Source organism: Bacillus sp. FSL W7-1354, assembly GCF_038002405.1.
GTDB classification, from domain to species: Bacteria; Bacillota; Bacilli; order Bacillales; family Bacillaceae; genus Bacillus; species Bacillus paralicheniformis.
Window position 1 is genome coordinate 2,793,998 of sequence record NZ_JBBOCL010000001.1, and the last position, 21,755, is coordinate 2,815,752.

At 45.8% G+C, this 21,755-nt stretch carries 19 protein-coding genes; 7 read left to right on the top strand and 12 right to left on the bottom strand.

Annotated elements, in window-relative coordinates; genetic code table 11:
• The first annotated feature begins 12 nt into the window (after positions 1–12).
• Positions 13–327 carry a hypothetical protein gene (locus MKZ04_RS14290; protein ID WP_142368384.1) on the top strand — a complete coding sequence of 105 codons (315 nt, stop codon included), beginning with the start codon at positions 13–15 and terminating at the stop codon, positions 325–327.
• Between the two features lie 30 nt (positions 328–357).
• Here the strand turns inward: MKZ04_RS14290 and MKZ04_RS14295 are convergent, their stop codons facing one another.
• Together MKZ04_RS14295 and tagD are read right to left on the bottom strand one after the other, a co-directional pair.
• Positions 358–2,472: a CDP-glycerol glycerophosphotransferase family protein gene (locus MKZ04_RS14295; RefSeq protein ID WP_026580194.1), complete on the bottom strand. Its 2,115-nt coding sequence runs from the start codon at positions 2,470–2,472 to the stop codon at positions 358–360.
• Between the two features lie 142 nt (positions 2,473–2,614).
• Positions 2,615–3,004 (bottom strand): glycerol-3-phosphate cytidylyltransferase, encoded by a 390-nt coding sequence (gene tagD / locus MKZ04_RS14300; RefSeq protein ID WP_026580195.1) that lies wholly within the window; start codon positions 3,002–3,004, stop codon positions 2,615–2,617.
• A 363-nt stretch (positions 3,005–3,367) separates the two neighbouring features.
• Between tagD and MKZ04_RS14305 the strand changes: the two genes are divergently transcribed.
• Together MKZ04_RS14305 and MKZ04_RS14310 are read left to right on the top strand one after the other, a co-directional pair.
• On the top strand, positions 3,368–4,147 hold the full coding sequence (locus tag MKZ04_RS14305) for a WecB/TagA/CpsF family glycosyltransferase (protein ID WP_026580196.1): 780 nt from the start codon (positions 3,368–3,370) through the stop codon (positions 4,145–4,147).
• A gap of 19 nt (positions 4,148–4,166) precedes the next feature.
• The gene (locus MKZ04_RS14310) at positions 4,167–5,330 is read left to right on the top strand and encodes a CDP-glycerol--glycerophosphate glycerophosphotransferase (RefSeq protein WP_026580197.1); all 1,164 of its coding nucleotides are present in this window, start codon (positions 4,167–4,169) and stop codon (positions 5,328–5,330) included.
• A 19-nt stretch (positions 5,331–5,349) separates the two neighbouring features.
• Here the strand turns inward: MKZ04_RS14310 and MKZ04_RS14315 are convergent, their stop codons facing one another.
• From MKZ04_RS14315 to MKZ04_RS14350, 8 genes are all read right to left on the bottom strand, one after another.
• Positions 5,350–7,989, bottom strand: coding sequence for an N-acetylglucosaminidase (locus MKZ04_RS14315; RefSeq protein ID WP_095291522.1), 2,640 nt, complete (start codon positions 7,987–7,989; stop codon positions 5,350–5,352).
• Positions 7,990–8,117: 128 nt separating this feature from the next.
• The gene (gene manA / locus MKZ04_RS14320; RefSeq protein ID WP_095291520.1) at positions 8,118–9,068 is read right to left on the bottom strand and encodes a mannose-6-phosphate isomerase, class I; all 951 of its coding nucleotides are present in this window, start codon (positions 9,066–9,068) and stop codon (positions 8,118–8,120) included.
• A gap of 375 nt (positions 9,069–9,443) precedes the next feature.
• The gene (gene nrdG / locus MKZ04_RS14325) at positions 9,444–9,890 is read right to left on the bottom strand and encodes an anaerobic ribonucleoside-triphosphate reductase activating protein (protein WP_095291510.1); all 447 of its coding nucleotides are present in this window, start codon (positions 9,888–9,890) and stop codon (positions 9,444–9,446) included.
• Complete coding sequence (locus MKZ04_RS14330) at positions 9,887–11,755, bottom strand: anaerobic ribonucleoside triphosphate reductase (protein ID WP_023857167.1); 1,869 nt, start codon at positions 11,753–11,755, stop codon at positions 9,887–9,889. The genes nrdG and MKZ04_RS14330 overlap by 4 nt, the downstream gene beginning before the upstream one ends.
• A 158-nt stretch (positions 11,756–11,913) precedes the next feature.
• Positions 11,914–12,909 (bottom strand): 2-keto-3-deoxygluconate transporter, encoded by a 996-nt coding sequence (kdgT, locus tag MKZ04_RS14335; protein WP_023857166.1) that lies wholly within the window; start codon positions 12,907–12,909, stop codon positions 11,914–11,916.
• An 85-nt stretch (positions 12,910–12,994) separates the two neighbouring features.
• Positions 12,995–13,609, bottom strand: coding sequence for a bifunctional 4-hydroxy-2-oxoglutarate aldolase/2-dehydro-3-deoxy-phosphogluconate aldolase (locus MKZ04_RS14340; protein WP_095291503.1), 615 nt, complete (start codon positions 13,607–13,609; stop codon positions 12,995–12,997).
• Between the two features lie 5 nt (positions 13,610–13,614).
• Entirely contained in the window at positions 13,615–14,580 is a 966-nt protein-coding gene (locus MKZ04_RS14345; protein WP_341046207.1) for a sugar kinase, read from the bottom strand.
• 102 nt (positions 14,581–14,682) lie between these two features.
• A complete protein-coding gene (locus MKZ04_RS14350) occupies positions 14,683–15,699 on the bottom strand; it encodes a LacI family DNA-binding transcriptional regulator (RefSeq protein ID WP_023857164.1) in 1,017 nt (338 codons plus the stop codon).
• Between the two features lie 255 nt (positions 15,700–15,954).
• Between MKZ04_RS14350 and kduI the strand changes: the two genes are divergently transcribed.
• Positions 15,955–16,782 carry a 5-dehydro-4-deoxy-D-glucuronate isomerase gene (kduI, locus tag MKZ04_RS14355; protein ID WP_020453163.1) on the top strand — a complete coding sequence of 276 codons (828 nt, stop codon included), beginning with the start codon at positions 15,955–15,957 and terminating at the stop codon, positions 16,780–16,782.
• Between the two features lie 15 nt (positions 16,783–16,797).
• Positions 16,798–17,562 (top strand): 2-dehydro-3-deoxy-D-gluconate 5-dehydrogenase KduD, encoded by a 765-nt coding sequence (kduD, locus tag MKZ04_RS14360; protein ID WP_341046208.1) that lies wholly within the window; start codon positions 16,798–16,800, stop codon positions 17,560–17,562.
• Between the two features lie 42 nt (positions 17,563–17,604).
• On the opposite strand, the gene MKZ04_RS14365 is transcribed toward kduD, so the two are convergent.
• Positions 17,605–18,738, bottom strand: coding sequence for a zinc-dependent alcohol dehydrogenase (locus tag MKZ04_RS14365; RefSeq protein ID WP_023857162.1), 1,134 nt, complete (start codon positions 18,736–18,738; stop codon positions 17,605–17,607).
• Between the two features lie 141 nt (positions 18,739–18,879).
• Here MKZ04_RS14365 and MKZ04_RS14370 point away from each other — a divergent pair, with 141 nt between their 5' ends.
• The gene (locus tag MKZ04_RS14370) at positions 18,880–19,017 is read left to right on the top strand and encodes a hypothetical protein (protein WP_023857161.1); all 138 of its coding nucleotides are present in this window, start codon (positions 18,880–18,882) and stop codon (positions 19,015–19,017) included.
• A gap of 56 nt (positions 19,018–19,073) precedes the next feature.
• On the opposite strand, the gene MKZ04_RS14375 is transcribed toward MKZ04_RS14370, so the two are convergent.
• On the bottom strand, positions 19,074–20,447 hold the full coding sequence (locus MKZ04_RS14375; RefSeq protein WP_020453166.1) for a sugar porter family MFS transporter: 1,374 nt from the start codon (positions 20,445–20,447) through the stop codon (positions 19,074–19,076).
• Positions 20,448–20,745: 298 nt separating this feature from the next.
• Here MKZ04_RS14375 and MKZ04_RS14380 point away from each other — a divergent pair, with 298 nt between their 5' ends.
• Positions 20,746–21,702: an LCP family protein gene (locus MKZ04_RS14380; RefSeq protein WP_075212725.1), complete on the top strand. Its 957-nt coding sequence runs from the start codon at positions 20,746–20,748 to the stop codon at positions 21,700–21,702.
• The last annotated feature ends 53 nt before the right edge of the window (positions 21,703–21,755 follow it).

Consider the following 21,755-nt stretch of genomic DNA (forward strand, 5'->3'; position numbering starts at 1 on the left):
AGCTGTTACCTCGTGCACCGATTAATTGTAACAAATTTTATTCGTTATTGCTATTCAAACAAATATCTAAGAGAATGCGTGCCTGTTATAATAGGAAAAAAACGACACAAATGGTTATTCCCAAAACAAGCAGCACGAGGATTTCGCCCCAATATTATCGGAGTGCTTGTTGAAAATATCGAAGAAGCACTTACTGAAGCTATGAAGAAATATATCACCGAAGGTATTGAATATCGCACTTTGATTATGAATCATATAACAATCATGCACCGCAGCTCTTTTATAAAAATGTGTGTCAGTCCTAGCTCCACACAAAAAACAGCTTGAGTATAAACTCAGGCTGTTTTTTCATGAAGATTAAAATATAGATTTGACGACCCGCTCAGAAGCTTTGCCATCTTCAAACGAACAAAATTTTTCATAAAATGACTCGTAATTCTTGTGTAATTGAGGGTTCCTAAGTACCCTTTCGATCTCTTCCATAAGCTCGGATTCATTGTAGACCAATGTCCCAGGTGCTTCTCTTTCAAGATCAAAATAAAATCCTCTTAAAGTGTCCCTATAACTTTCGATATCATAAGTATAGAAAATGATAGGTCTTCTTAAATTTGCATAGTCAAAAAATACAGACGAGTAATCCGTAATTAAAATATCACTGATGACATACAGCTCTCTAATGTCGGGATACATTGAGGCATCGTATATAAAACCTTCATACTGTTCAAAATCAAAGCTTTCAGCTACTAGATAGTGCATTCTCAACAGAATAACAGAATCTTTCCCAAACTTTTCTTGCATCTTGTCTAGATCCATTTGAAGTTGGAATTTGTATTTTCCCTTAGCATAAAATTCATTATCCCGCCATGTCGGTGCATATAAGATGACCTTTTTATTCTCGGGAATATTCATTTTTCTCTTTATGGCCTTCATCGTTTCTGGGCGGTTGTCTGTATACAAAAAGTCATTCCTCGGGTAGCCGGACTCAATCATTGTTTTGTTAAATTGAAAAGCGCGGGCAAAGATTTCGGTTGAATAACGATTCGGGGATATTAAATAGTCCCACTTCGATGCTTCTTTAGTGAAATTTTGCTTGTACTTCTCAGTGTTGGTACCCGGCATGTGCACTTCTTCCATATCGACGGCAAGCCTTTTCAGCGGAGTCCCGTGCCATGTCTGCACATATGTCGTGTGCTTTGGTTTAGGAATCCATAAAGGAAGCCGGCTGTTTACAACCCAATACTCCGCTCTTGCCATGGCAAACAGCCACTTCAGGGTGAATCGGTGAATATAAGGAACGTTTTTTTCTTCGAAAATCTCTGTATAACTCGGGTTTACACTCCATATTAAGTTGTATTCCGGATGATGTTCCTTCATATATTCGTAAATGGCTCTCGGATTGCAGCTGTACTGCTTGCCGGCAAAGCTTTCAAAAATGACGGTTTTCTTTTTAACAGGCAGTTTGCCGGCCAGTCCAAAAGTAAAATAGTAGGCTCTCTTCACAATGCCCGAAATCTTTTTCTTTACTTTATTCTTGTCTCTGCGAATGACTGACATCAGCCTTTTGCTTTTTCCTTTAGCAAAATAAACTGCACGGGTTTTGATCGTATAGTCGTTCATTCTTAGGCGCATGCCCCTTTTTCGTTTCTGCGGATAGATGTGAAAACGGGCAGGTCCTTTTTTTGTGTCAATAATTGAAAAACAGTCTATATCATCTCTAAGCCTGAATGCCCTGCTTTTTATAACGATTTCCTCCCCTGTTGCAGCATCTTCACCTACGTATTCTATAAAAAATTGAAAGAAAGCAGGCATCCTGTTCTCTTCATAAAGCTTTTTCAAATCAATTTCCGCCTCGAATCCAACGGCATGACCTGAATCACCGCGCTGAACGTCTTTTAAAGGAAAATCAAAAACCCTTTCCTCATCTTTTTGACTAATTTCCTTTAAAACCAGCCTTCTGCTTTTTATCATCGAACGTTCTTCCGCATCTAGCAGAAAAGTATAGCCTTGGATCATTAGTTTTCCTTCGGAGCTTAACTTAATGCCTTCCGCCTCCGCCACTGCTTTTCTTCGTAGAACATCAAGAGCGAAATGGCCTTTACGGGTCGTATATGGCAAATAAATGAACTGATTGGCTCGATCCCGATGCCAAGACAGCTCTATTGGTTTTGAGGCTGTGTAAATCCTCTTTTTACATTGATTTTTTTCATTATTTTCATATATCACATAAAAATCAATGAGCGTTTCGTCTATCATCAGATTAGATAGATCATCTAAAGATATCTCCACTGCTTTTAACTGCTTTGAATCGTTTATTTTGTTACAAGTTACACGCATCTCTTTTTTCGAATTGCGGTTAACTGCCAAAACACCGACATGTTCAAGAGAGGCAGAACTTTCGAACGCAAAATAGAGGCAAGCATCGTTAATTTTTATTTCCCGCAGCTGAAATTCTATCGGAATTGCACTATCCATAAGATCAGTCTACTCCTCTTTTTTTATTCAAAAGCAAAGCTGTTCATACTTATTATATTAAAATGACTCGTATACGAAACAAAAAGCACTTCTTATCTTTTTTAAGAAGTACTTTTTGAATTTTTATAAAGCTAAGCTTACATTAAAGGTTCGCGATTTCCTCTTTAATCTTCGTCGTGGAAATCCCTTCAGTTCTCGGAAGGTAAACAACTTCGCAGTAATCCTTCAGGAAATCAAATTTTCCTTCCCAGTCATCCCCCATGACAAAAACATCGATGTCATGGTCGATCACATCTTGTACCTTTTGATCCCAGTTTTTTTCCGGGATGACTTCGTCTACGTAGCGGATCGTTTCAAGAATGAACTTGCGGTGCTCATAGCTATGATATGCTTTTTTCTGCTTTTGAAGATTGAATTCGTCAGTCGAAATCGCGACGACGAGATAATCCCCCAATTGTTTTGCCCGTTCCAATAACTTGATATGTCCCCAATGCAATAAATCAAACGTTCCATATGTGATGACTTTCTTCATTGTCATGCGCTCTCCTTTCTAATCTTAAGGCGAAAAGCTATATTGACATGTAGAAAACAATCGATAAGTTACATTCATTTCACAGGTCTTTACTGATCATTCATTATAGCACATCGCCTATCAAACGTTAAGTATTGTTTACGGTAAATGGCATTCCAAATTTTCCCCTAAGAAATCGATCCCTTTCTAAATAAGACGTAAAAAATCTTAATCTATTGTAAAGATATTGTTAAGCTTTTATGAATGATCTATGCTAAAATATACGTTAGACCTCCTGAATTTTTGGGCTGGTCTCTTAAACTTCGACTTTCATACATTCGTATATACTTACACTTCTTAACCGGAAGGAGGAAAAAAACTATGCTGCAAACGGAAACGGTTCATCATCTTGCATATGTTAACGGGGATTTGCCCGGATTTTTGAATCATCTTGAAGAATCCTTTATCGACCGCAATGAGGGGGCATTTATCGCAACGGTAAACCCTGAGATCGGGTACGCGGCTGCAAAAGACAAGGATTATTATCAAACAGTTTCATCTGCTGACTTTATCCTGCCGGACGGAATCGGCATCGTCCTAACGTCAAGGCTGATCAACAGCAGATTAAAATCGAGGATCGCGGGGTACGATGTATTTATTAACCTCTTGAGCCTGGCTGACCGCAAAAAGAAAAGAGTCTTTTTATACGGGGCCAAACAAGAGGTTATTCAAGCGGTTGCCGATCGGCTTTCAACCGAGTATCCCGGAATTGAGCTGGCCGGGTACTCACACGGCTATGTCAAAGACAAAGGCAAAGTTGCCAAGCAAATCGCGGCAGCCAAGCCCGACATGGTTTTTGTGGCTCTCGGATATCCGCATCAGGAAAAGTTTATTTATGAACATAAGCATTTATTTCCTCAAGCGATTGCGATCGGCATCGGCGGGAGCTTCGACGTGTTCAGCGGAAAAGTGAAAAGAGCACCGAAAATGTTCATCAAGCTGAATCTTGAATGGATGTACCGTCTGCTGACCAATCCGACGAGGTGGAAGCGGATGCTGAACATCCCGAAATATGTCCTTTCCGTTTTGAAAGAGGAAAGAGTTCAAAAACAGCGGCACTACTATCCGGAGCAGATCAAAGAGCAATCCAAAATCGATTTGTAGAAAAGAGTCTGGGTAACGAATGAATATACGTTCTTTATTGGTTATGATTTACTCGGCCGGTCTCGCTTTGACCGGCTTTATTTTCAAAAGGATAAAAGCACGCGACAGAGCTTTGTTGCTCGTTTCCTTTCCGGATAATGCGCGCGCGCTGCTGGATGAGTATGTCAGCAGCAGCAGGCCGTTTGAAATGGAAGTCCTTTATACAAGGCACGCCGTTTCCCTTGCAGATGAATATCCTTCCGTTCGATCGCAAGTGATCAACGAGAAAAATCCGATTCATCTCATAAAGGCCGTATACCGGATGTTTAAGTGTAAATTCGTGTTAACGGATAATTATTTTCTGCTGACAAGCGTATTGAATAAACGCCCTCAGACGACGTGCATTCAAATTTGGCATGCGTCCGGCGCTTTGAAAAAGTTCGGACTCGAAGATATCGGAAACCGGTATCGATCCGCCGCCGATATCAAGCGGTTTAAAAAGGTGTATCGTTCTTTTGATTACATCGCCGTCGGCTCGGAGAAAATGGCGGATATTTTCAAGCGGTCATTCGGCGTGAAAGATGACCGTTTTTTGCGGACAGGTGTTCCGTTAACTGATGAATATTTTCATGCCGGAAGACAAACAGCGGACCGTCCGGACCAAAAGATTATTCTGTATGCGCCGACATACCGGGACTATTGTTTGACGTCCGTTCGCCTCCCTTTCTCTAAGGAGCAGCTCTCCGGGGAACTGAAGGGAGAATTTCTGCTTTTGGTCAAACTGCATCCGGCCGTGCGGGAACAGGTTACTTTTGAAGAACATGAAGGGCTGATCAAAGATGTATCAGACGTTCCGCTAAAGGATCTGCTGATGGAATGCGACATTCTGATTTCCGATTATTCGTCAGTCGCCTTTGAGTACGCTTTGTTAAATAAACCGATTTTGTTTTTCACGTATGATATGGCAGAATATAATGAAAAGCGCGGACTGATCGATGATTTTGAAGCAGTGATTCCCGGCAAAGCCTGCATGGACAGCGACATGCTGCTGAAAGAAATCAAAGAAATGTCCATCACAAAGGAAGAGATCAAGAGGTTTGCACAAGAATGGCATCAATATTCAACAGGCGATGCCAGCATGCGCCTGTTGAACTTTTTAAGCGAGCATATGACGGCAAATGAAAAAAGACCGGCCGGTTCCTAATGGAACATGGCCGGTCTTTTTATGATGATGACCGATAAACCGGCACATCATAGTACAGCGTATATTGATCGAGCAATGTATAAAGACTGTACATTCTCCCCACCTGCTTATAAGCCCAGCCGACATCTGTCGCATATTGGTGAAGGGCGTTCGGAGACCATCTCATTTTATAGAGGGTATCCTGTTTGTAAGTCGGGTGGTGAATGTATTTTTCACCGATGAATTTGGCTCCGCCCATAATGGCGGCCTCAGGTGTGAACCACCCTTGTTCATAGGCGTATTTGGCACCGTAGTAAAGCGGGTTGCTGTCGTAAGCCCCGACGCCGTACATATTGTAAACCTTTTTGCCGTTGAACATCGTTCCTTTGGCCAACTCGGAAGTTCCGTTGCCCGTCTCAAGGAGCGAGTGCGAAATGAGGTACAGTTCATTGATGCTGTATGCTCTTGCCGCGTCGATGAACGCTTGGCCTTTGCCTGTCAAAATCCCTTTATTATAAAGGATTTTCGCATTGACTTCGGCGGCATTCAAGCCGGCCGTTTGCGAGAGTTTTAAAAATTGGAAGTATGCCGAGCTGTCTTGTGTAAAGTTTTGCGGGTTGACATATTTTTCGACTTCTTCTCTGCTGGCATTACGCCAATTCATTCTGATTTTTGCCCAGCCGTTTTCCTGGGAGATGATATTGACTTTATCCCCTTTTTGCAGCTGTCCAATGATGTTCCCGCTTGTCACAAGGGGGCTTGACCTGATATTCAGCAGATCAGCCGTAACGGTTTGGTTCGCCGTATTGATGTAGCTTAATGAAACATAAGCCGGCGCATCCGTTTGCGGGCTGACTTTCATCTGTTTGTCGACCATCTGGCTGAGCGTGATTCCGTAGTCAGTCGTTGTGATTTGCGGGCCGTTTTTCACTTTGATGACATTCACCGGCCAGCCGTAATTCGTTTTAATCCGATTAGCGGCAGCATCCGCACGGTCTTTCCCTGTAAATAGTTCATTGATTGAGATATGAAACAGGCTGACCGTCTTTGTTTGGTAAGTTGCGCTGATATTGTTCTTTTTAAAGACATTCAGTCCCTTGTCGAGATCTGCTTTGCTTGTGACCTGACCTGCCGTCACCCGGTACTGCCTGTAGCCGTACTCACCCGTTTGTTCAATCTTGCCCGGTATACTCCGCTTGCTGAAAAATTCAAGCGCATGCTGTAATTTCTCCGAGCCGATCAGAGCTTCCGAACTCAGTTTGTACCGGCTGTAATACTGGCCGGTCTTGACGGCCTCTGCGTGAATGCCTGTTTCTTTAAAGAAATTGAGCGCCTTCGTCACTTTGTCCTGTTCGTATACGGACTCCGTTGTCAGCTGATAATGGCTGTACACTTTTTTTCCCGTCGGTCCGGGCGTTCCCGCTGCACCGTTTTTCTTGAAGAATTCCAGCCCTTTATTGATTCGCGCTTGAACGGCTGTTTCGCCGGACGCGATCCGGAAGCGATTGACGGTCGTACCGCCGGCGTTTTGGGCGGAAGCCTGAATGTTTTTGTTTTTAAAAAACCGGATGCCGTCGTTTGCTTTCTTTTGATCTGAAACCGGGACGGAAACGATTCTGAAAGATGTCTGCTTTCTCCCTGCCTTTGCAGCAGTATAACGCCACGTTTTCTTTTTAAAAAAGGCGTCGACTTTTTTAAGGTTTTGGCTGTCTACGCTTTTCATGCTGACGATCCAGAAACGCGTGCCTTTTACCTTTTCCGTGCTTGAGGTGAGACCGGTATTCTTTTTAATTTGGCCGGCGGCATTTTTCGCGGTCTTTTCGTCATTAAAATATCCCGATTTCACATTGTAAAGCTGCGCCGGCTGACCGGCGGCTTCATATGCCCCTTTGACCTTGAGCTCTTTTTCAAACTGCTTCAGCAGATTTTTTGCGTTTGTTTCGCCTTGTATCGCACCTGTCACAATTTTATATCTGGGCTGTTGTTTCTTTACTGTTTCTATCGTTCCTTTAAGAGCGGTTTCTTTTTCAAATTGGACAAGCAGGCTTTTCGCTTTGCTCTCATCTGCGATTTCTCCTGAATAAAGCCTGACGATCGCTTGTCCCGCTCCGTATGGTGCGTACGACGCTTTGAGGCCGGTCGCTTTTTGAAAACGATCGAGGATGGCTTTCGTGTTGTCTTCGCCTTCGATTCCTCCGGTGGCAACCTTCACGTATGCTTCCCTATTCCCTGCAAGTGTATAGGTTGCTTTCAGCCCCGTTTCTTTTTCAAATTGGAGCGCCCATTCCTTGGCTTTTGCTTCACCGGCAAATTCCTTTGATACCGCTTTGGAAAACGGTTCTTTCTGTCCAATCGGACCATAGGACGCCTTCAAACCGGTTTCTTTTTCAAACTGCAAAAGCAGATTTTTTGCTCTGCTCTCCCCTTCTATCCCCCCTGTTGTCAAAACGTAAGTTGTGCCGTTTTTCCCTGAAGGTTTGACCTCGGCTTTCCATCCCGTGTCCTTTTTCAGTTGTTCGGCTGCTTTGAGCGCTTCGCTTTCGCTATTAAACTCTTTTGTTGTTTCGATTTTGTAGACGGAAGTATCGGTATATGCTGCTAAAGCAGGGATTGCCGGGACTGCCGTATGTATGAGCAAAATGATTGCAGCAAAAATAACGGTTTTTCTAATGTTTTTCACATTCTCTACTCCCCTCGACTATAAACCTCCTAATTTCAAAAACTTGCTTTCTCTTTTTATCGGCGAGCCGGACTATTTTTTCACAATAAAAAAGCTTAACGGCCTTCTTTTGAAGACCGTTAAGCTTTTTATATGTGAGACACGATTAATTCGCATGTTCCTTCTATCGTAAAGTCATTCGTTTCCGCCGGCAGGATAAAATTTGCTCCTTTGCTGATCGGAAATAATTCTCCGCCCTGAGTGAGCTTTCCTTCTCCTTCAATCACACTGCATAACAGGAAAGGGGCATCCTGGGTCAGCTCAGCGGCACCGTCGATCTCCCATTTATATACGGAGAAGTATTCGGCTTCTACAAAAGTCTTAATGGTAATCCCTTTTTGAGTTTCTGTCGATTCGTCAACATAGCTGTCAACGTGCGGTACTGTTGTGACATTGATCGCCTGTGTCAGGTGAAGCTCGCGCTTTTCTCCATTTTGATCGGTCCGGTCATAATCGTATACCCTGTACGTCGTATCAGAGCTCTGCTGTGTCTCCAAAACGACCGTCCCTTCGCAAAGAGCGTGAATCGTGCCGCTTGGCACATAATAAAAATCGCCCGGCTTGATTTTGATCCGCCTTAACAGGTTGTCCCAATCACCGCTGTTGATCATGGTGACCAGCTCTGTCCGCGTTCTCGCCGTATGGCCGTAAACGATCTCGGCACCTTCTTTGCAATCGATGATATACCAGCATTCCGTCTTACCGAGTTCCCCGTTTTCGTGTTCGCCCGCATAATAGTCATCGGGGTGGACTTGAACGGAAAGGTCTTGATTGGCATCAAGTATTTTCGTTAACAGCGGGAAACGGTCTCCCTCTGCACCGCCGAACAATTCGCGGTGCTCGTCCCAAAGCTCGGCAAGCGTTTTTCCTTTGTAAGGGCCCGAAGCAACGATGTTCGGCCCGTTTGGATGGGCGGAAATGGCCCAGCATTCACCTGTCAAATCAGAGGGAATGTCATAGCCAAATGTCTCGCGCAAAGCCGCTCCCCCCCAGATCCTCTCTTTAAACTCAGGCTGCAAAAATATCGGTGATTGAGTCATGAAGCCATCTCCTCCCTTAATTCGCGATTGTCTTATGTAAATAAAACGCTTTCTTTTATTGATAGACATGTATGATAAAATATAAACCTTTTCATATTTATTATGACGTTATCTCGATAGAAGTCAATGCCGGAAAGGAAAAACAGAAGCCCCAGAGGCTTCTGTTTTAGATTGTTGACAAAATCCCAAAACGGCTTTTTGTTTTGGGATTTTGTCATCCTTTCAGCGTGATTGAAAACCCTTGCAGTCTAGGAAGGCCGAGCATCGGAGCGGAGCGAATGTTGGAATTCGTGAGCACCGACGCGCAGGCCTGACAACGAATGCGAGGGTTTGTCGACACGCTGAAACAGAAGCCCCGGAGGCTTCTGTTTCAGATTATGCCAGCTCGATAATGCGCTGGTTTGAGCTTCCTCTGTAAAGGAGCGTCAAGTCCCTTTTTTTGATTTCGAACGGGCCGTCTACCAGGACATCACAATAGTCCAGCAAAGCGCTGTGCTTTTCATTTTTCAAGATTTGTTCGTACGTATAGCCGCTGTAAAGCCAGATGTCTTTTTCGGATTGCTGCTTAATTCTCTCAGACAGTTCGATCAGTTCGCCCGCATGCAAAAGCGGCTCTCCTCCTGAATAGGTGACGTTTGTAAGCGGGTTTTTCATAATTTCCTCAAATACTTCGTCTACACTCATATCAAATCCGTTATTGATATTCCAGCTTTGTTTATTATGGCAGCCTTCACACATATGCGGGCAGCCTGCTAAAAACACGACTGTTCTCAGTCCTTCTCCGTCTACGATGCTGTCATGGATAATATTCATCACTTTCATAGGTGCTTCACTCTGTCCTTTTCTTCTTGTCTTTTCGCCGAATTCCACTTTGACATATCTCCGACTAAATATCCCGTAATCCGTCTGATCCGTTCAATCAAAGCCTCATCTCGATTTTTGCACTGCGGGCACTCGTTATCGATGATTCCGGTAAATCCGCACGCCTTGCAGTGGTCGACAGGATGGTTGATCGAGGCGTAGCCCATGCCTGACCGGCGCATGGCGGTCACAATCATGTCCATCGCTTTAATGTTTTTTTTCGGGTCTCCGTCCAGCTCAATGTAGCTGATATGCCCGCCATTGCACATCAAATGGAACGGCGCTTCTTTTCTGATCTTTTCAACCGCAGTCAGCTTATAGTGAACAGGGATGTGAAACGAGTTCGTATAGTAGATCCGGTCTGTGACATTGTGGATCGAACCGAACTCCAATTTATCTTTTTTGACAAATTTCCCTGAAAGTCCTTCTGCCGGTGTGGCGATCAAAGAAAAGTTCAGCTTGTGTTTTTCTGTGGCTTCATCGGCCTTATCTCTCATCGACTGAACGATTTTTTTGCCGAGTTCAAACGACTCCTCGCTTTCTCCGTGATGTTTTCCTGTCAATGCAGTCAAAGCTTCAGCCAGTCCGATAAATCCGATGCTCAATGTTCCGTGCTTTAGCACATCCTCGAGCGTGTCCTCAGGATCAAGCTTCTCGCTTTCATGCCAGATGCCTTGCGAATATAGGAACTTAAAGTCTTTTGCTCTTTTTTTGCATTGAAAGGCGTACCGTTCAAGCAGCTGTTGAATCGTTAATTCCATGTAGCGGTTCAGCAAAGCAAAAAACTGTTCAACGTTTTCGCTGAGCAGCGCTATTTTGACAATGTTGATCGAGGTGAATGACAAATTCCCTCTGCCGATGCTGTTTTCTTTCCCATGAATATTGGACATGACGCGCGTTCTGCATCCCATATAAGCGATTTCGCTTTCCGGTGTTCCGTCATAAAAAGGTTTATTCACGGGCGAATCGATAAAGCTGAAGTTCGGAAACAGCCTTTCAGCGCTCGTTTCCAATGCAAGCCGGTACAAGTCATAGTTAGGGTCTGTTTGATCGACGTTGACGCCTTCTTTCATTTTGAAGATCTGAATCGGAAAAATCGGCGTCTCCCCCTTGCCGAGACCTGCTTTTGTCGCCTTCAGAATATTTTTGATCAAAAGGCGGCCTTCCCTTGACGTATCCGTGCCGTAATTAATTGAAACAAACGGAACCTGTCCGCCGCCCCGCGAATGCATGCTGTTGGCATTATGTATAAAGGCTTCGCACGCTTGGTAAGTTGTGTTGTCCGTTTCTTCCCACGCTCTTTCCCTTATCTCTTCTTCTGTCAAAGTTGTCGGGTATTGTTTGATTTTCACCAGATGCTTTTCGTACGTTTTGCGGACGTAAGGCGCCAGATCGTAATCGAACATCGGAAATGACTGGCCGCCGTGCTGCATATTTTGATTCGATTGAAAAATGATGGATGCGAGTGACAATGCGCTCATAATGTCCTTCGGTTCCCTGAGGGAGCCGTGGCCTGTATGGAATCCGTCTTTTAACAGCCGGCCCAAAGGGATCTGGCAGCAAGTCGTTGTCCCGCTCGGCATATAGTCTAAATCGTGCGGATATATCAAGTTGTCATCGACTGCTTTCTTGATTTCCGGCGACATTAAGTACTGGAGCGCATAATGTCTGGAACTCTCGGATGCAAACCGGCTCATTTGCCCCATCGGAGAGCGGCCGTCTACGTTGGCATTTTCCTGCATAATATCGTGATCTCCATACCCGACGATATCATGAAATGTTTCTGTCAATTGCAATAATCCCTGTTCTTTAAAGCCTGTTGTCATCCTAATCTCTCCTAAAAAGTAGCATATATAGTGCCCGAACTTTCGAAAGACACTACATATTGATATTAGCACAAATGATACCCGTTAAATTTAGCAATTTGGTGACGTTATTTCAAAACGGTCATAAAAAAACGCCCCGGACAAAATGTCCCGGTGCGTCAGCGGCGAAATGACTTGTAATCGATTGTCATTTGTTTCGGAGGTTTTCTTTGTTTTGTCCGTTTTTCGATCCAGACGGTTGCAAGCGGCGTCAGAAGCGAGGTGACAATGACGCTTGTCGCGATGATCGCTGTCGCTGAATCAGCCACCGGCGCAAACACGGGGTTTGCATCGGCAAGCGCATACGGCACGGCTACCGCAGCCCCGGCCGTTGACGATGCCGCGACGCCCGCAACGCCGTCTCCTCTTGCGACAAAGCGGTCCAGCAGGTATAGAGAAGCACCCGAGAGAACGACGACTGATACGCCGACAACAATACCTAAAAAGCCGGATTGGATTAACATTTTAAAATCGAGCGTGTTTCCCAGTGAAAATGCGAAGAATGGAATGATCGCCGGTACGACTTTTCCGAACAAATCGCGCAATTCAGGGTCAAGGTTTCCGAGAATACAGCCGAGTAAAAACGGGATAACGGTTGCAGCCAGCGTCTCCCAGGGAAATGCTGCGAGCCCTGTCACACCGAAAGTGACCATCGTCATAAACGGGCCCGATTCCGTGCTGATAAAGGCGAAAGCACCGGCGTCTTCCTTTCTTCCCATGTGGTTCATTAACGCCAAATACAGACCGCCGTTCGTTTCATTCATAACGGCTACAATAGCAAGCACTGACAGTCCGGCAAAAAACCCGCTTTGAATGCCTTCATCTGGAATGAACTGCGCTGCGATCAAACCCAATAATGCGGCAATGCCGACTTTGCCGATCAGAAGTGTCAGTCCCTTCCTCGCAATATATCCTGAAGAACGAAAATCTATTGTTGCACCAACGCAAAAGATAAATACTCCTAAAATCGGCAGCGTTCCGGTAATCAGGGCGCCTGTAAATCCGCCGAAAAACTCCGCGGTTCCCGGAGCAAACGTATTCAGCGTTGCGCCCAGAAAGAGCGGAATGATCATCATGCCGCCCGGCACACGTTCAATCGTTGCTTTAATTTTCATCATTTTTTCTCCCATTCTAGAAATTAATGAAAAAACAAAGCTGTCGATCTTGCAAAATCTGAAGTCTTTTCACGCTGTGCACGCTTTAATTCTGCCGAATCCGACGCTGAAAGATACGCTGGATATCCGCTTCTGACACTTTGTTCAGCTGGCTTCCCACTCCAACTGCCAATGCTCCGGCATCGAGCCATTTCTCCACATCGCCCGGATGGATCCCCCCGGTTGGTATGAAACGAACCTTCGGAAAGGGGCCCGCGAGGTTTTTCATGTAAGGAATCCCGGAAGTCCCCCCTGGAAACAGCTTAAGAACCCGAAAACCCTTTGAGACCGCTTCCATAATTTCGCTCGGTGTTAATACGCCGGGAATAAAAAATGTATGCAATGAGGCGGCTTCCTCAGCCAATTTTTCTGAAAAACCCGGACTGACGAAGAATTTTGCCCCCGCTGCCGCGGCTTCCCTCGCCTGTTCGCTTTCAACCACCGTTCCGGCTCCGACAAGGAGGCCGTCTTTTCCTGCAAATTTTTCAATCAGCTCAGACGCTCCCGGCGTCGTATATGTGATTTCAATCGCAGTAATTCCTTTGTCGATCAATCTGTGAATGCTTTCCTCAGCAGCTTCCTTATCGCCTGCGCGGACGACCGCGATCAGCCCGGCCTCGGCCAGCTGCTCCTGCACTTTTCCGATCATAGACATTTCCATTACGGTCAACCTCCTGTTTTTTGGTTGTTTGCCTCTGCGGCCATAAAAGCTTTCAATTGATCCCTTGACGGCAGGCCGTCCATATCACCCGGAGCCATGACGGCCAGAGCTCCGATCGCATTTGCCCTCTGAACTGCTTCTTCAAGCGGCAATCCGTCTAATAGACCGCTGATCATGCCGACGGCAAAACCGTCACCAGCGCCAACGGTATCAACAACCTTTTCCACCTGATAACCCGGCACATAACCCTCTTTGTCCGGTGTCCGGTAATAAGCCCCCTCTTTTCCAAGCTTGATGACAATGACCTTGACCCCCTGCATCACATAATATTTAGCGATATCCTCGGGAGAATTGCAGCCTGTCAGGAGTTTTCCTTCATTGATCCCAGGCAGAAACCAGTCTGCTTGCGCGGCGATCTCATGAATCGTGTGAACCATTGTCTGCTGGTCCGGCCAAAGCTGGAAGCGGAGATTCGGGTCAAACGAAATCGTCTTTCCATCTTTTTTCATCTGGTGAACGGCGTGGCGGGCGAAGCCCCGCATTTCCCTTGAAAGGGCAGGAGGTATGCCTGTCACATGCATATGTTTGGCTTCTTTGAAATACTCTGCCGGGTAGTCATCAATGCTCATCGTGCTTGCGGCTGATCCTCTGCGGTAATACGTGACATCAGGGTCCCCGCTTTCAACCTTTGACTTGAGCAGGATGCCTGTCTGTCTGTCTGCACTGCGTTTGACTTCAGAGATGTCGACGCCTTCTTTTTTCAATTCATTTAAAATAAAAGTTCCAAGCGGATCGGCGCCGACCTTGCTCATCCAGCCGACTCGAAAGCCCAGGCGCGACAGTCCGACGGCAACGTTTGTTTCCGCTCCGGCAAGAGCCTTGGAAAACGAAGAAGCCTCATGCAGTCCGCCTGTTTCATTTGCGTAAAACATAGCCATCGATTCTCCGAATGTCATCACATCAAGCGACATGATTTCACTCTCCTTTCGAAATGGTACCGGTTTCAAAAAAAGTTGCAGAAAAACACTCTCCCCGAAATTGTCGGGTGTATGAGTGTCTCCATTTGACGAGTTCTACAGCGACTGTCTGAGAACAAGCTCTGCCTCAAGCTGAATCGTCTGCGGTGCACTTTCATCTCCTTCAATCCGTTTGATGATCCGCTCCATGGCGGCTCTGCCCATTTCATGCGACGGCTGGGCGATGGTGGTAATGCCCGGACCGATCAATTTATACCATTCCGTATCATCAAATCCGGCAATTCCGACGTCTTCCGGAATCGAAATGCCAAGCTCATAAAGGCAGCTGATGATTTTCAGCATCAGAAGCCCGTTGTTTCCAAGAATGGCTTTTTTCCCTTCTTTCATTTCTAAAAAGCTTTTGACGGAATGTAAAAGAGATTCTTTGTCTTTGACATCTGCCTCATATACAAGGGGATTGCCGCCGGCATTGCGTTTAAGCGCGATTTCTGTATAGGCGGAAACCCTTTCCTCCCTTGGACTGATCCCTTTAATCGGCTCGGTAAACAGACCGACCTGGGCATAGCCTTTGTCATACATGAGATTGACGATTTGACTTGTCACTTCGCGGTTGTTCGTTGTAACTGCATCGATTTTGAGCCCGGGCACTTTCCGGTCAACGAGCACAATCGACACATCCTGGCTGATTAAATCCATGAGCACATCGTTATTTCTTCCCGTCGTATTAATAATCAGCCCTTCAATGTAATGCGCGTTCAGCTTGTGCAGCATCTCCCGTTCTTTTTCAGGACTGTTGTCCGTGTTGCAGACCATGATGCTGTACCCGTACTGATCGCAAACCTCTTCCACCCCTCTCAAGGTGGCGACTGAAAACGGGTTTGTAATATCGGCGACCAAAAATCCGATAACCTTGCTTTTTTTCACCTTCAGCCCCTGTGCCATCTGACTGGGGCGGTAATTAAGCTCCTCGATCGCTTTTTTGATGCTTTTCACCTTTTTCGGTGAGATGGCATCAATCTTCCCGTTGATATAACGGGAAACCGTTGATTTTGATACACCTGCATGTGCGGCTACTTCGTTGATGGTTACTTTCGCTGTTTGCTTATCCCTCATTCAAGTACTCCTATGACCTTATGATTTGAAACCGATTTCAAAAACTTTATACCATCAGCATATCACATCATTTAAAATTTGGAAGAGTCTTTTTTAATATTTCAAGATTGACCTTGACAATATTCAGAAAAAAGTGAAAAGACTGTTGACGATTTCCATTATTTACTTTACAATTCATGTTTGAAACCGTTACCAAAAACTTGGGCCCCTTCATTCAAGTCAGTCTAAAAACGTCCAATTCAAGGAGGAGAAGGTATGGAAAATCGTTATTCTGTTCATCCTGAACAAGCGAAACGATTCACAACCGCAGAGCTTCGCGAGCATTTTTTAATAGAGTCATTGTTTGTTGAAAACAAACTGAACATGGTTTATTCGCATGAAGACAGAGTCGTGATCGGCGGGGCCGTTCCAGTGAAGGAATCCATTGCGCTCGATGCCGGCGATTTTTTAAAAACGGACTATTTTCTGGAACGGCGCGAAATCGGAATTGTAAATGTCGGGAAACCCGGTGCGGTCAAAGTCGGTGATGAAGAATACGTACTGGAGCACAAAGATTTTCTGTATATCGGCCTGGGAAATAAAGACGTTTCTTTCTCAAGCTTGAATGAAGGCGGAGCCAAATTTTATTTCATCTCAGCGACCGCACACCAAAAGTATCCGGTGCAAAAAGCTTCGCTTTCAGAGCTTCCATACGATCATTTAGGAGAAGAAGCCTCTTCAAATGTCCGCAATCTATACAAAGTGATTCATGCAGACGGCATTCAAAGCTGCCAGCTGATGATGGGCATTACATTTCTTGAACCCAATAACACATGGAACACGATGCCGGCGCATGTTCATGACCGGCGGATGGAAGCTTATCTGTATCTTGACCTTGCTGAAGATGCAAAGGTGTTTCATTTCATGGGCGAACCGACGGAGACAAGGCATCTCGTCGTCGGCAACGAACAGGCAGTCATTTCACCCGCGTGGTCTGTCCACTCGGGCTCCGGCACATCCAACTACTGCTTTATATGGGCGATGGCCGGAGAAAACTACACATTTAAGGACATGGATGCTGTCCCGATGAATGTCATACGGTAAGGGCGTGAACGTGAGATGGGATATCTTGAATCGTATTTTTCACTTGAAGGCAAAACCGCGCTTGTCACAGGCCCGGGAACCGGAATCGGCAAAGGAATTGCCGAAGCGCTGGCAAAAGCGGGAGCGGATATCATCGGCACTTCACATACGAGCGGGCTTGATGAAACAAAGCGGCTGATCGGAGAAACCGGTAGAACGTTTACGTCTTATCAGCTTGATATGGGCAGCCCTGACGAGATTGAAACCTTTGCAAAAGAGGTGCTTGACCGTCATCAGATTGATATTCTCGTCAATAATGCTGGGACGATCCGCAGAGAAAAAGCGGCTGATTTTTCCCGGGAGAACTGGGAAGCGGTGATCAATGTCAATTTGAACAGCTTATTTTTGCTGACGCAGGCTGTCGGCCGGCAGATGATTGAGCGAAAGCAGGGGAAAATCATCAATATTGCCTCGCTTCTCTCATTTCAAGGAGGCATTCTCGTCCCTGCATATACGGCAAGCAAGCATGCAGTAGCCGGATTGACGAAGTCTTTTGCCAATGAATGGGCGGCGCACAATGTCCAGGTCAATGCAATTGCGCCGGGCTATATCGCAACGAACAATACAAAGCAGATCCGCGAGGACCAAAACCGCAATGCCGAAATCTTAAAACGGATTCCGGCCGAGCGCTGGGGTCAGCCGGATGACATTGCCGGAGCCGCCGTATTCCTTTCGGCGCCGGCATCCGATTATGTGAATGGACATGTGCTGGCGGTCGATGGCGGATGGCTGGCAAGATAATGCACGCAAAAGCTGCCGGTAGCTCGGCAGCCTTTATCATCGCTATGGCTTCAAAATCACTTTAATGCAATCATCTTCATGGCCGTTGAACAATTGGTAAGCGCGGCCGGCTTCTTCAAGCGGAAGCTGATGCGTAATGATTTCCTTCGGATCAAATTGATTCTCTTCGATCTTCTTGTAAATCTCAGGCATCAAATGGATAACCGGGGCCTGCCCCATTTTCAGTGTAACATTTCTGGAAAAGAACGCGCCGAGCGGAAACATATTATAATTGCTTCCATATACCCCCGTAATCTGTACGGTCCCGCACTTTCTGACCGCCTTTGTAGAAATTTGAATCGGTCCGAGCGTGCCGCCCTGAAGCTTCAGTTTTTGCTCCAGGTACTCAAGCGGAGATTTTTTGCCGTCCATCCCCACGCAGTCGATCACGACATCCGCCCCGCCTTTTGTAATCTCCTTTAAATGCTCGCCCATGTCAGGATATTTTGTAAAGTCAAATACTTCGACGCGGTTTAACGCTTCAGCCTGCCTTAGGCGGTAGTCCAAGTAGTCTACTGCAATGACCCGCTTCGCCCCTTCCATCCAGGCAAACTTCTGCGCCATTAATCCGACCGGTCCGCAGCCGAGAACAATGACGGTGTCTCCCTTTTTAACGCCAGCGTGAAGCACGCTCCAATACGCGGTTGGCAGGACATCTGATAAAAACAGGAGCGACTCGTCCTCCATCTCGCATGATTCAGGGATGACAAACGGCGTGAAGTTGCCAAACGGCACTTTTAAATATTCGGCCTGTCCGCCAGGGTGGTTTCCGAACTTTTCCGAGTAGCCGAAATATCCGCCTGAATCATAATGGGGATTGGCATTATCACACTGGCTTTCCAGCTTGTTTTCGCAATAAAAGCAATGTCCGCATGCAACGGTAAACGGGATGACGACCCGGTCCCCTTTTTTCACTTTTGTTACATCAGGTCCTGTTTCTTCTACAATTCCCATCGGTTCATGGCCGAGCTGGAAGCCTTTCGGAAGAGGAAAATTCCCTTGATAAAGATGGAGGTCTGATCCGCAAATTGCCGTAGAAGTAATTCTGACAACGATATCATCGCTTCTTTCTATTTTGGCGTCCTCCACCTGGCTGACTTTAACATGCTGAGGCCCTTGAAACGTTACAGCTTTCAAATCGTCACACTCCCATTATCGTTCAGTTGACTTTAGTATGAGATAAACCCGGGTTCTTATTCAGTTTTTTAAACAAACGTTTCATTAACCGTCATGCAGAGCGGTCATGATTCATACATAGAAGAAAACGGAGGTGTTGGGATGCTGCTGCAAATACTAGTCGGAGGGCTGGTTGTTTTCGTTATTTTCTTTCTCGTGTTTCGGGCGATCAGAACGGGTAATCTGCCGCGCCATGACGATTCGCAGCCAGAAGACGGAGAAAACAGAGATCAGCCATGATTGGCTTGGCTGGCCTCCTCACACAAAAAAGGATGGGGCCATGCCCATCCTTTTGCCTATCGTTCAACCGGCTGCGTGTCAGTTCCCGTGATTCCGCCGTGCCTGTCCCGTAAATCCTGCTCGATTTCTTCAAGGCTTTTGCCTTTTGTTTCTGTTACTTTAAAGAAAACGAACAGGAAAGCCGCGATTCCGATGGCCGCGTAGCACAGGAACAGGTAACTGATGCCCATCGCTTCCATGAGGACCGGAAAACTTAATGTCACAATTAAGTTCCCTGCATGAAGCATTAAAGTCGATACTCCGGTTCCCACCCCTCTGACATGAAGGGGGAACAGCTCAGGCAGCACCACCCAGACGATCGGTCCCCAGCTGACGGCAAATACGACAATGAATACACCTAAACAGATGACAGTCGTCCATGCCGCACCAGTCGTATTGCCAAAAAAGATATTGGTGAAAGAAAGCACGATTAAACTGATGACCATGCCGGCATTTCCAAATAATAAAAGCGGCTTCCGGCCAATCCTGTCAATAAAGCGGATCGCCACAAGCGTCATCAGAACATTGATCATACCGATGCCGACTGTCCCCAAAATGGCCGCCGAATCTTCAAATCCGACATTCGTAAACGTTTTTGGGGCATAGTAAATAATCGTGTTGGTTCCGATAAATTGCTGGAGAAACGCCAGTCCGACCCCTGCGATTAACGCCGGGCGCACCCACGGTTCCAGCAGCTCTTTCAAGCCCCCCTGCTCCTGCTTTTCCGCTTCCTTAATTTCTTTGATTTCCTGATCGACCTGCTTTCCTCCCCTCATCTTGGACAAAACCCGTCGCGCTTTCTCTTCTTTTCCTTTTGTTAAGAGCCAGCGCGGGCTTTCCGGCATGAAAAAGATACCGATTAAAAGGCCGATTGACGGAATAAGAGCCAAGCCCAGCATCCAGCGCCATGCACCTGCATCACTAAATGCATAATTGATCAAATAAGAGACCAGAATCCCGATCGTAATCATCAGCTGATTTAATGAAGAAAGCGCGCCCCTAGATTCCTTCGGCGCAAGCTCTGAAAGGTACAAAGGAACAATGGTCGTTGAACAGCCAACCGCAAGGCCGAGCACGATCCTGAAAACCACCATATATTCCGTGCTTGGCGCCAGGGCCGTTCCGAGCCCCCCAATGCAATACAGCACAGCCGCTGACATAATCGCCCTTCTTCTCCCGAAGCGGTCTGTCAGCCTGCCGGACAAACCCGATCCGAAAATCGCCCCGATTAAAATTGCGCTGACAACCAGCCCTTCTGTAAAGGCATTGAGCCCAAGCTCATCTTTCATAAATAAAATCGCCCCGGAAATGACGCCCGTATCATAACCGTAGAGCACACCGCCCAAGGCTCCAAAAAAATAAAGCCAGGCATTCGATCTTTTTCCCTTCATCAGTATATCCTCCTAACAAGGCTTGTCTTTTATAATCTTTAACCTTGTCTCGCTTTCTTCAAACCTAAGAAACATGGAGTACCATTAAAAGGAATTTAAAAATATGAAACATTTTATCTGTTTCATCGTCTTATTTAAGGCGGCAAAATGATCAGATCCCGCGGAATTTCCAGAGAATCCCCATATGCAAAACAGCAAATATCTTGTAAAATCCAAGATTGGGAAACCATTTTTTTATCAAAATTTAGACTTATTCAACAATTGTACGTTTTAATATAAATAAAAGAGGAGCTTATACATGCTACGATCGCAACGAACGAAGAAAAAGAGACTAAGAAAATGGGTGAAATACTCATTGTTTTTCATTGCTTTAATCCTGACGGCGACAGCAGCCGCAGGCGGCTATGCGTACTACAAAGTGGCGAACGCCTCCAAAGATGCGCAAGTTACCCTTTCCAGAGGAGAACAGTCCGTCAAGCGGATTAAAGAGTTCAATCCTAAAAAAGATAACTTCTCCATCCTGTTGATGGGGATTGACGCCCGTCCCGGACAAAGCATGAACAAAGAACGAAGCGATGCGATGGTTCTCGCCACGTTCAACAGAAAAAATAAATCAGTGAAACTATTAAGCATCCCGCGGGATTCCTATGTTAACATCCCTGGACGCGGCTTTGATAAAATCACGCATGCCCACTCATTAGGCGGGCGCGACCTCAGTACAGAAACCGTCGAAAACCTGCTCGACATTCCGGTTGATTACGTCATGGAAGCCAATTTTTCAGCTTTCAAAGAAGTAGTTGACGAGCTCGGCGGTGTACCGATCACAATCAAAGAAGACTATATTGTCCGGCAGATTAAAAAGGATACGAAAGGCAAAGTCAATCTCCAAACAGGTGAGCAAACGCTAAACGGAGAAGAGGCCCTTGCTTATGTAAGAACGAGAAAAGCCGATACGGATTTGAAGCGCGGCGATCGCCAGATGGAAGTCATCAAATCGATTATCAACAAATCCAAATCGCTTACTGCCATTCCGGCTTACGACGATATCCTTGATACAGTCGGAAAGAACGTATCAATGAACTTGTCGCTGAATGATGCTATCGGACTTATCCCGTTTATGACGTCCATTCAAACGATCGATACCCTTCAAGTGAAAGGGAGCGATTATCAACCGGGCAAAGTCTACTATTTCCAGCTTGACCAGGAAAATCTCAACGAAATCAAGCAGGAATTAAAACAACAGCTGGATGTATAATTAGAAAAAGGATGAAGATGATTCATCCTTTTTCTCTTTAATGAAACTCAAGA

Coding starts and splice junctions, on each gene's coding strand:
- MKZ04_RS14380 (WP_075212725.1), top strand. CDS start 20,746: ATGCTACGATCGCAACGAACGAAGAAAAAGAGACTAAGAAAATGGGTG.
- manA (WP_095291520.1), bottom strand. CDS start 9,068: ATGACTCAATCACCGATATTTTTGCAGCCTGAGTTTAAAGAGAGGATC.
- kduI (WP_020453163.1), top strand. CDS start 15,955: ATGGAAAATCGTTATTCTGTTCATCCTGAACAAGCGAAACGATTCACA.
- MKZ04_RS14310 (WP_026580197.1), top strand. CDS start 4,167: ATGAATATACGTTCTTTATTGGTTATGATTTACTCGGCCGGTCTCGCT.
- MKZ04_RS14370 (WP_023857161.1), top strand. CDS start 18,880: ATGCTGCTGCAAATACTAGTCGGAGGGCTGGTTGTTTTCGTTATTTTC.
- MKZ04_RS14330 (WP_023857167.1), bottom strand. CDS start 11,755: ATGACAACAGGCTTTAAAGAACAGGGATTATTGCAATTGACAGAAACA.
- MKZ04_RS14375 (WP_020453166.1), bottom strand. CDS start 20,447: ATGAAGGGAAAAAGATCGAATGCCTGGCTTTATTTTTTTGGAGCCTTG.
- MKZ04_RS14350 (WP_023857164.1), bottom strand. CDS start 15,699: ATGAGGGATAAGCAAACAGCGAAAGTAACCATCAACGAAGTAGCCGCA.
- tagD (WP_026580195.1), bottom strand. CDS start 3,004: ATGAAGAAAGTCATCACATATGGAACGTTTGATTTATTGCATTGGGGA.
- MKZ04_RS14340 (WP_095291503.1), bottom strand. CDS start 13,609: ATGGAAATGTCTATGATCGGAAAAGTGCAGGAGCAGCTGGCCGAGGCC.
- MKZ04_RS14295 (WP_026580194.1), bottom strand. CDS start 2,472: ATGGATAGTGCAATTCCGATAGAATTTCAGCTGCGGGAAATAAAAATT.
- kdgT (WP_023857166.1), bottom strand. CDS start 12,909: ATGAAAATTAAAGCAACGATTGAACGTGTGCCGGGCGGCATGATGATC.
- nrdG (WP_095291510.1), bottom strand. CDS start 9,890: ATGAAAGTGATGAATATTATCCATGACAGCATCGTAGACGGAGAAGGA.
- kduD (WP_341046208.1), top strand. CDS start 16,798: ATGGGATATCTTGAATCGTATTTTTCACTTGAAGGCAAAACCGCGCTT.
- MKZ04_RS14345 (WP_341046207.1), bottom strand. CDS start 14,580: ATGTCGCTTGATGTGATGACATTCGGAGAATCGATGGCTATGTTTTAC.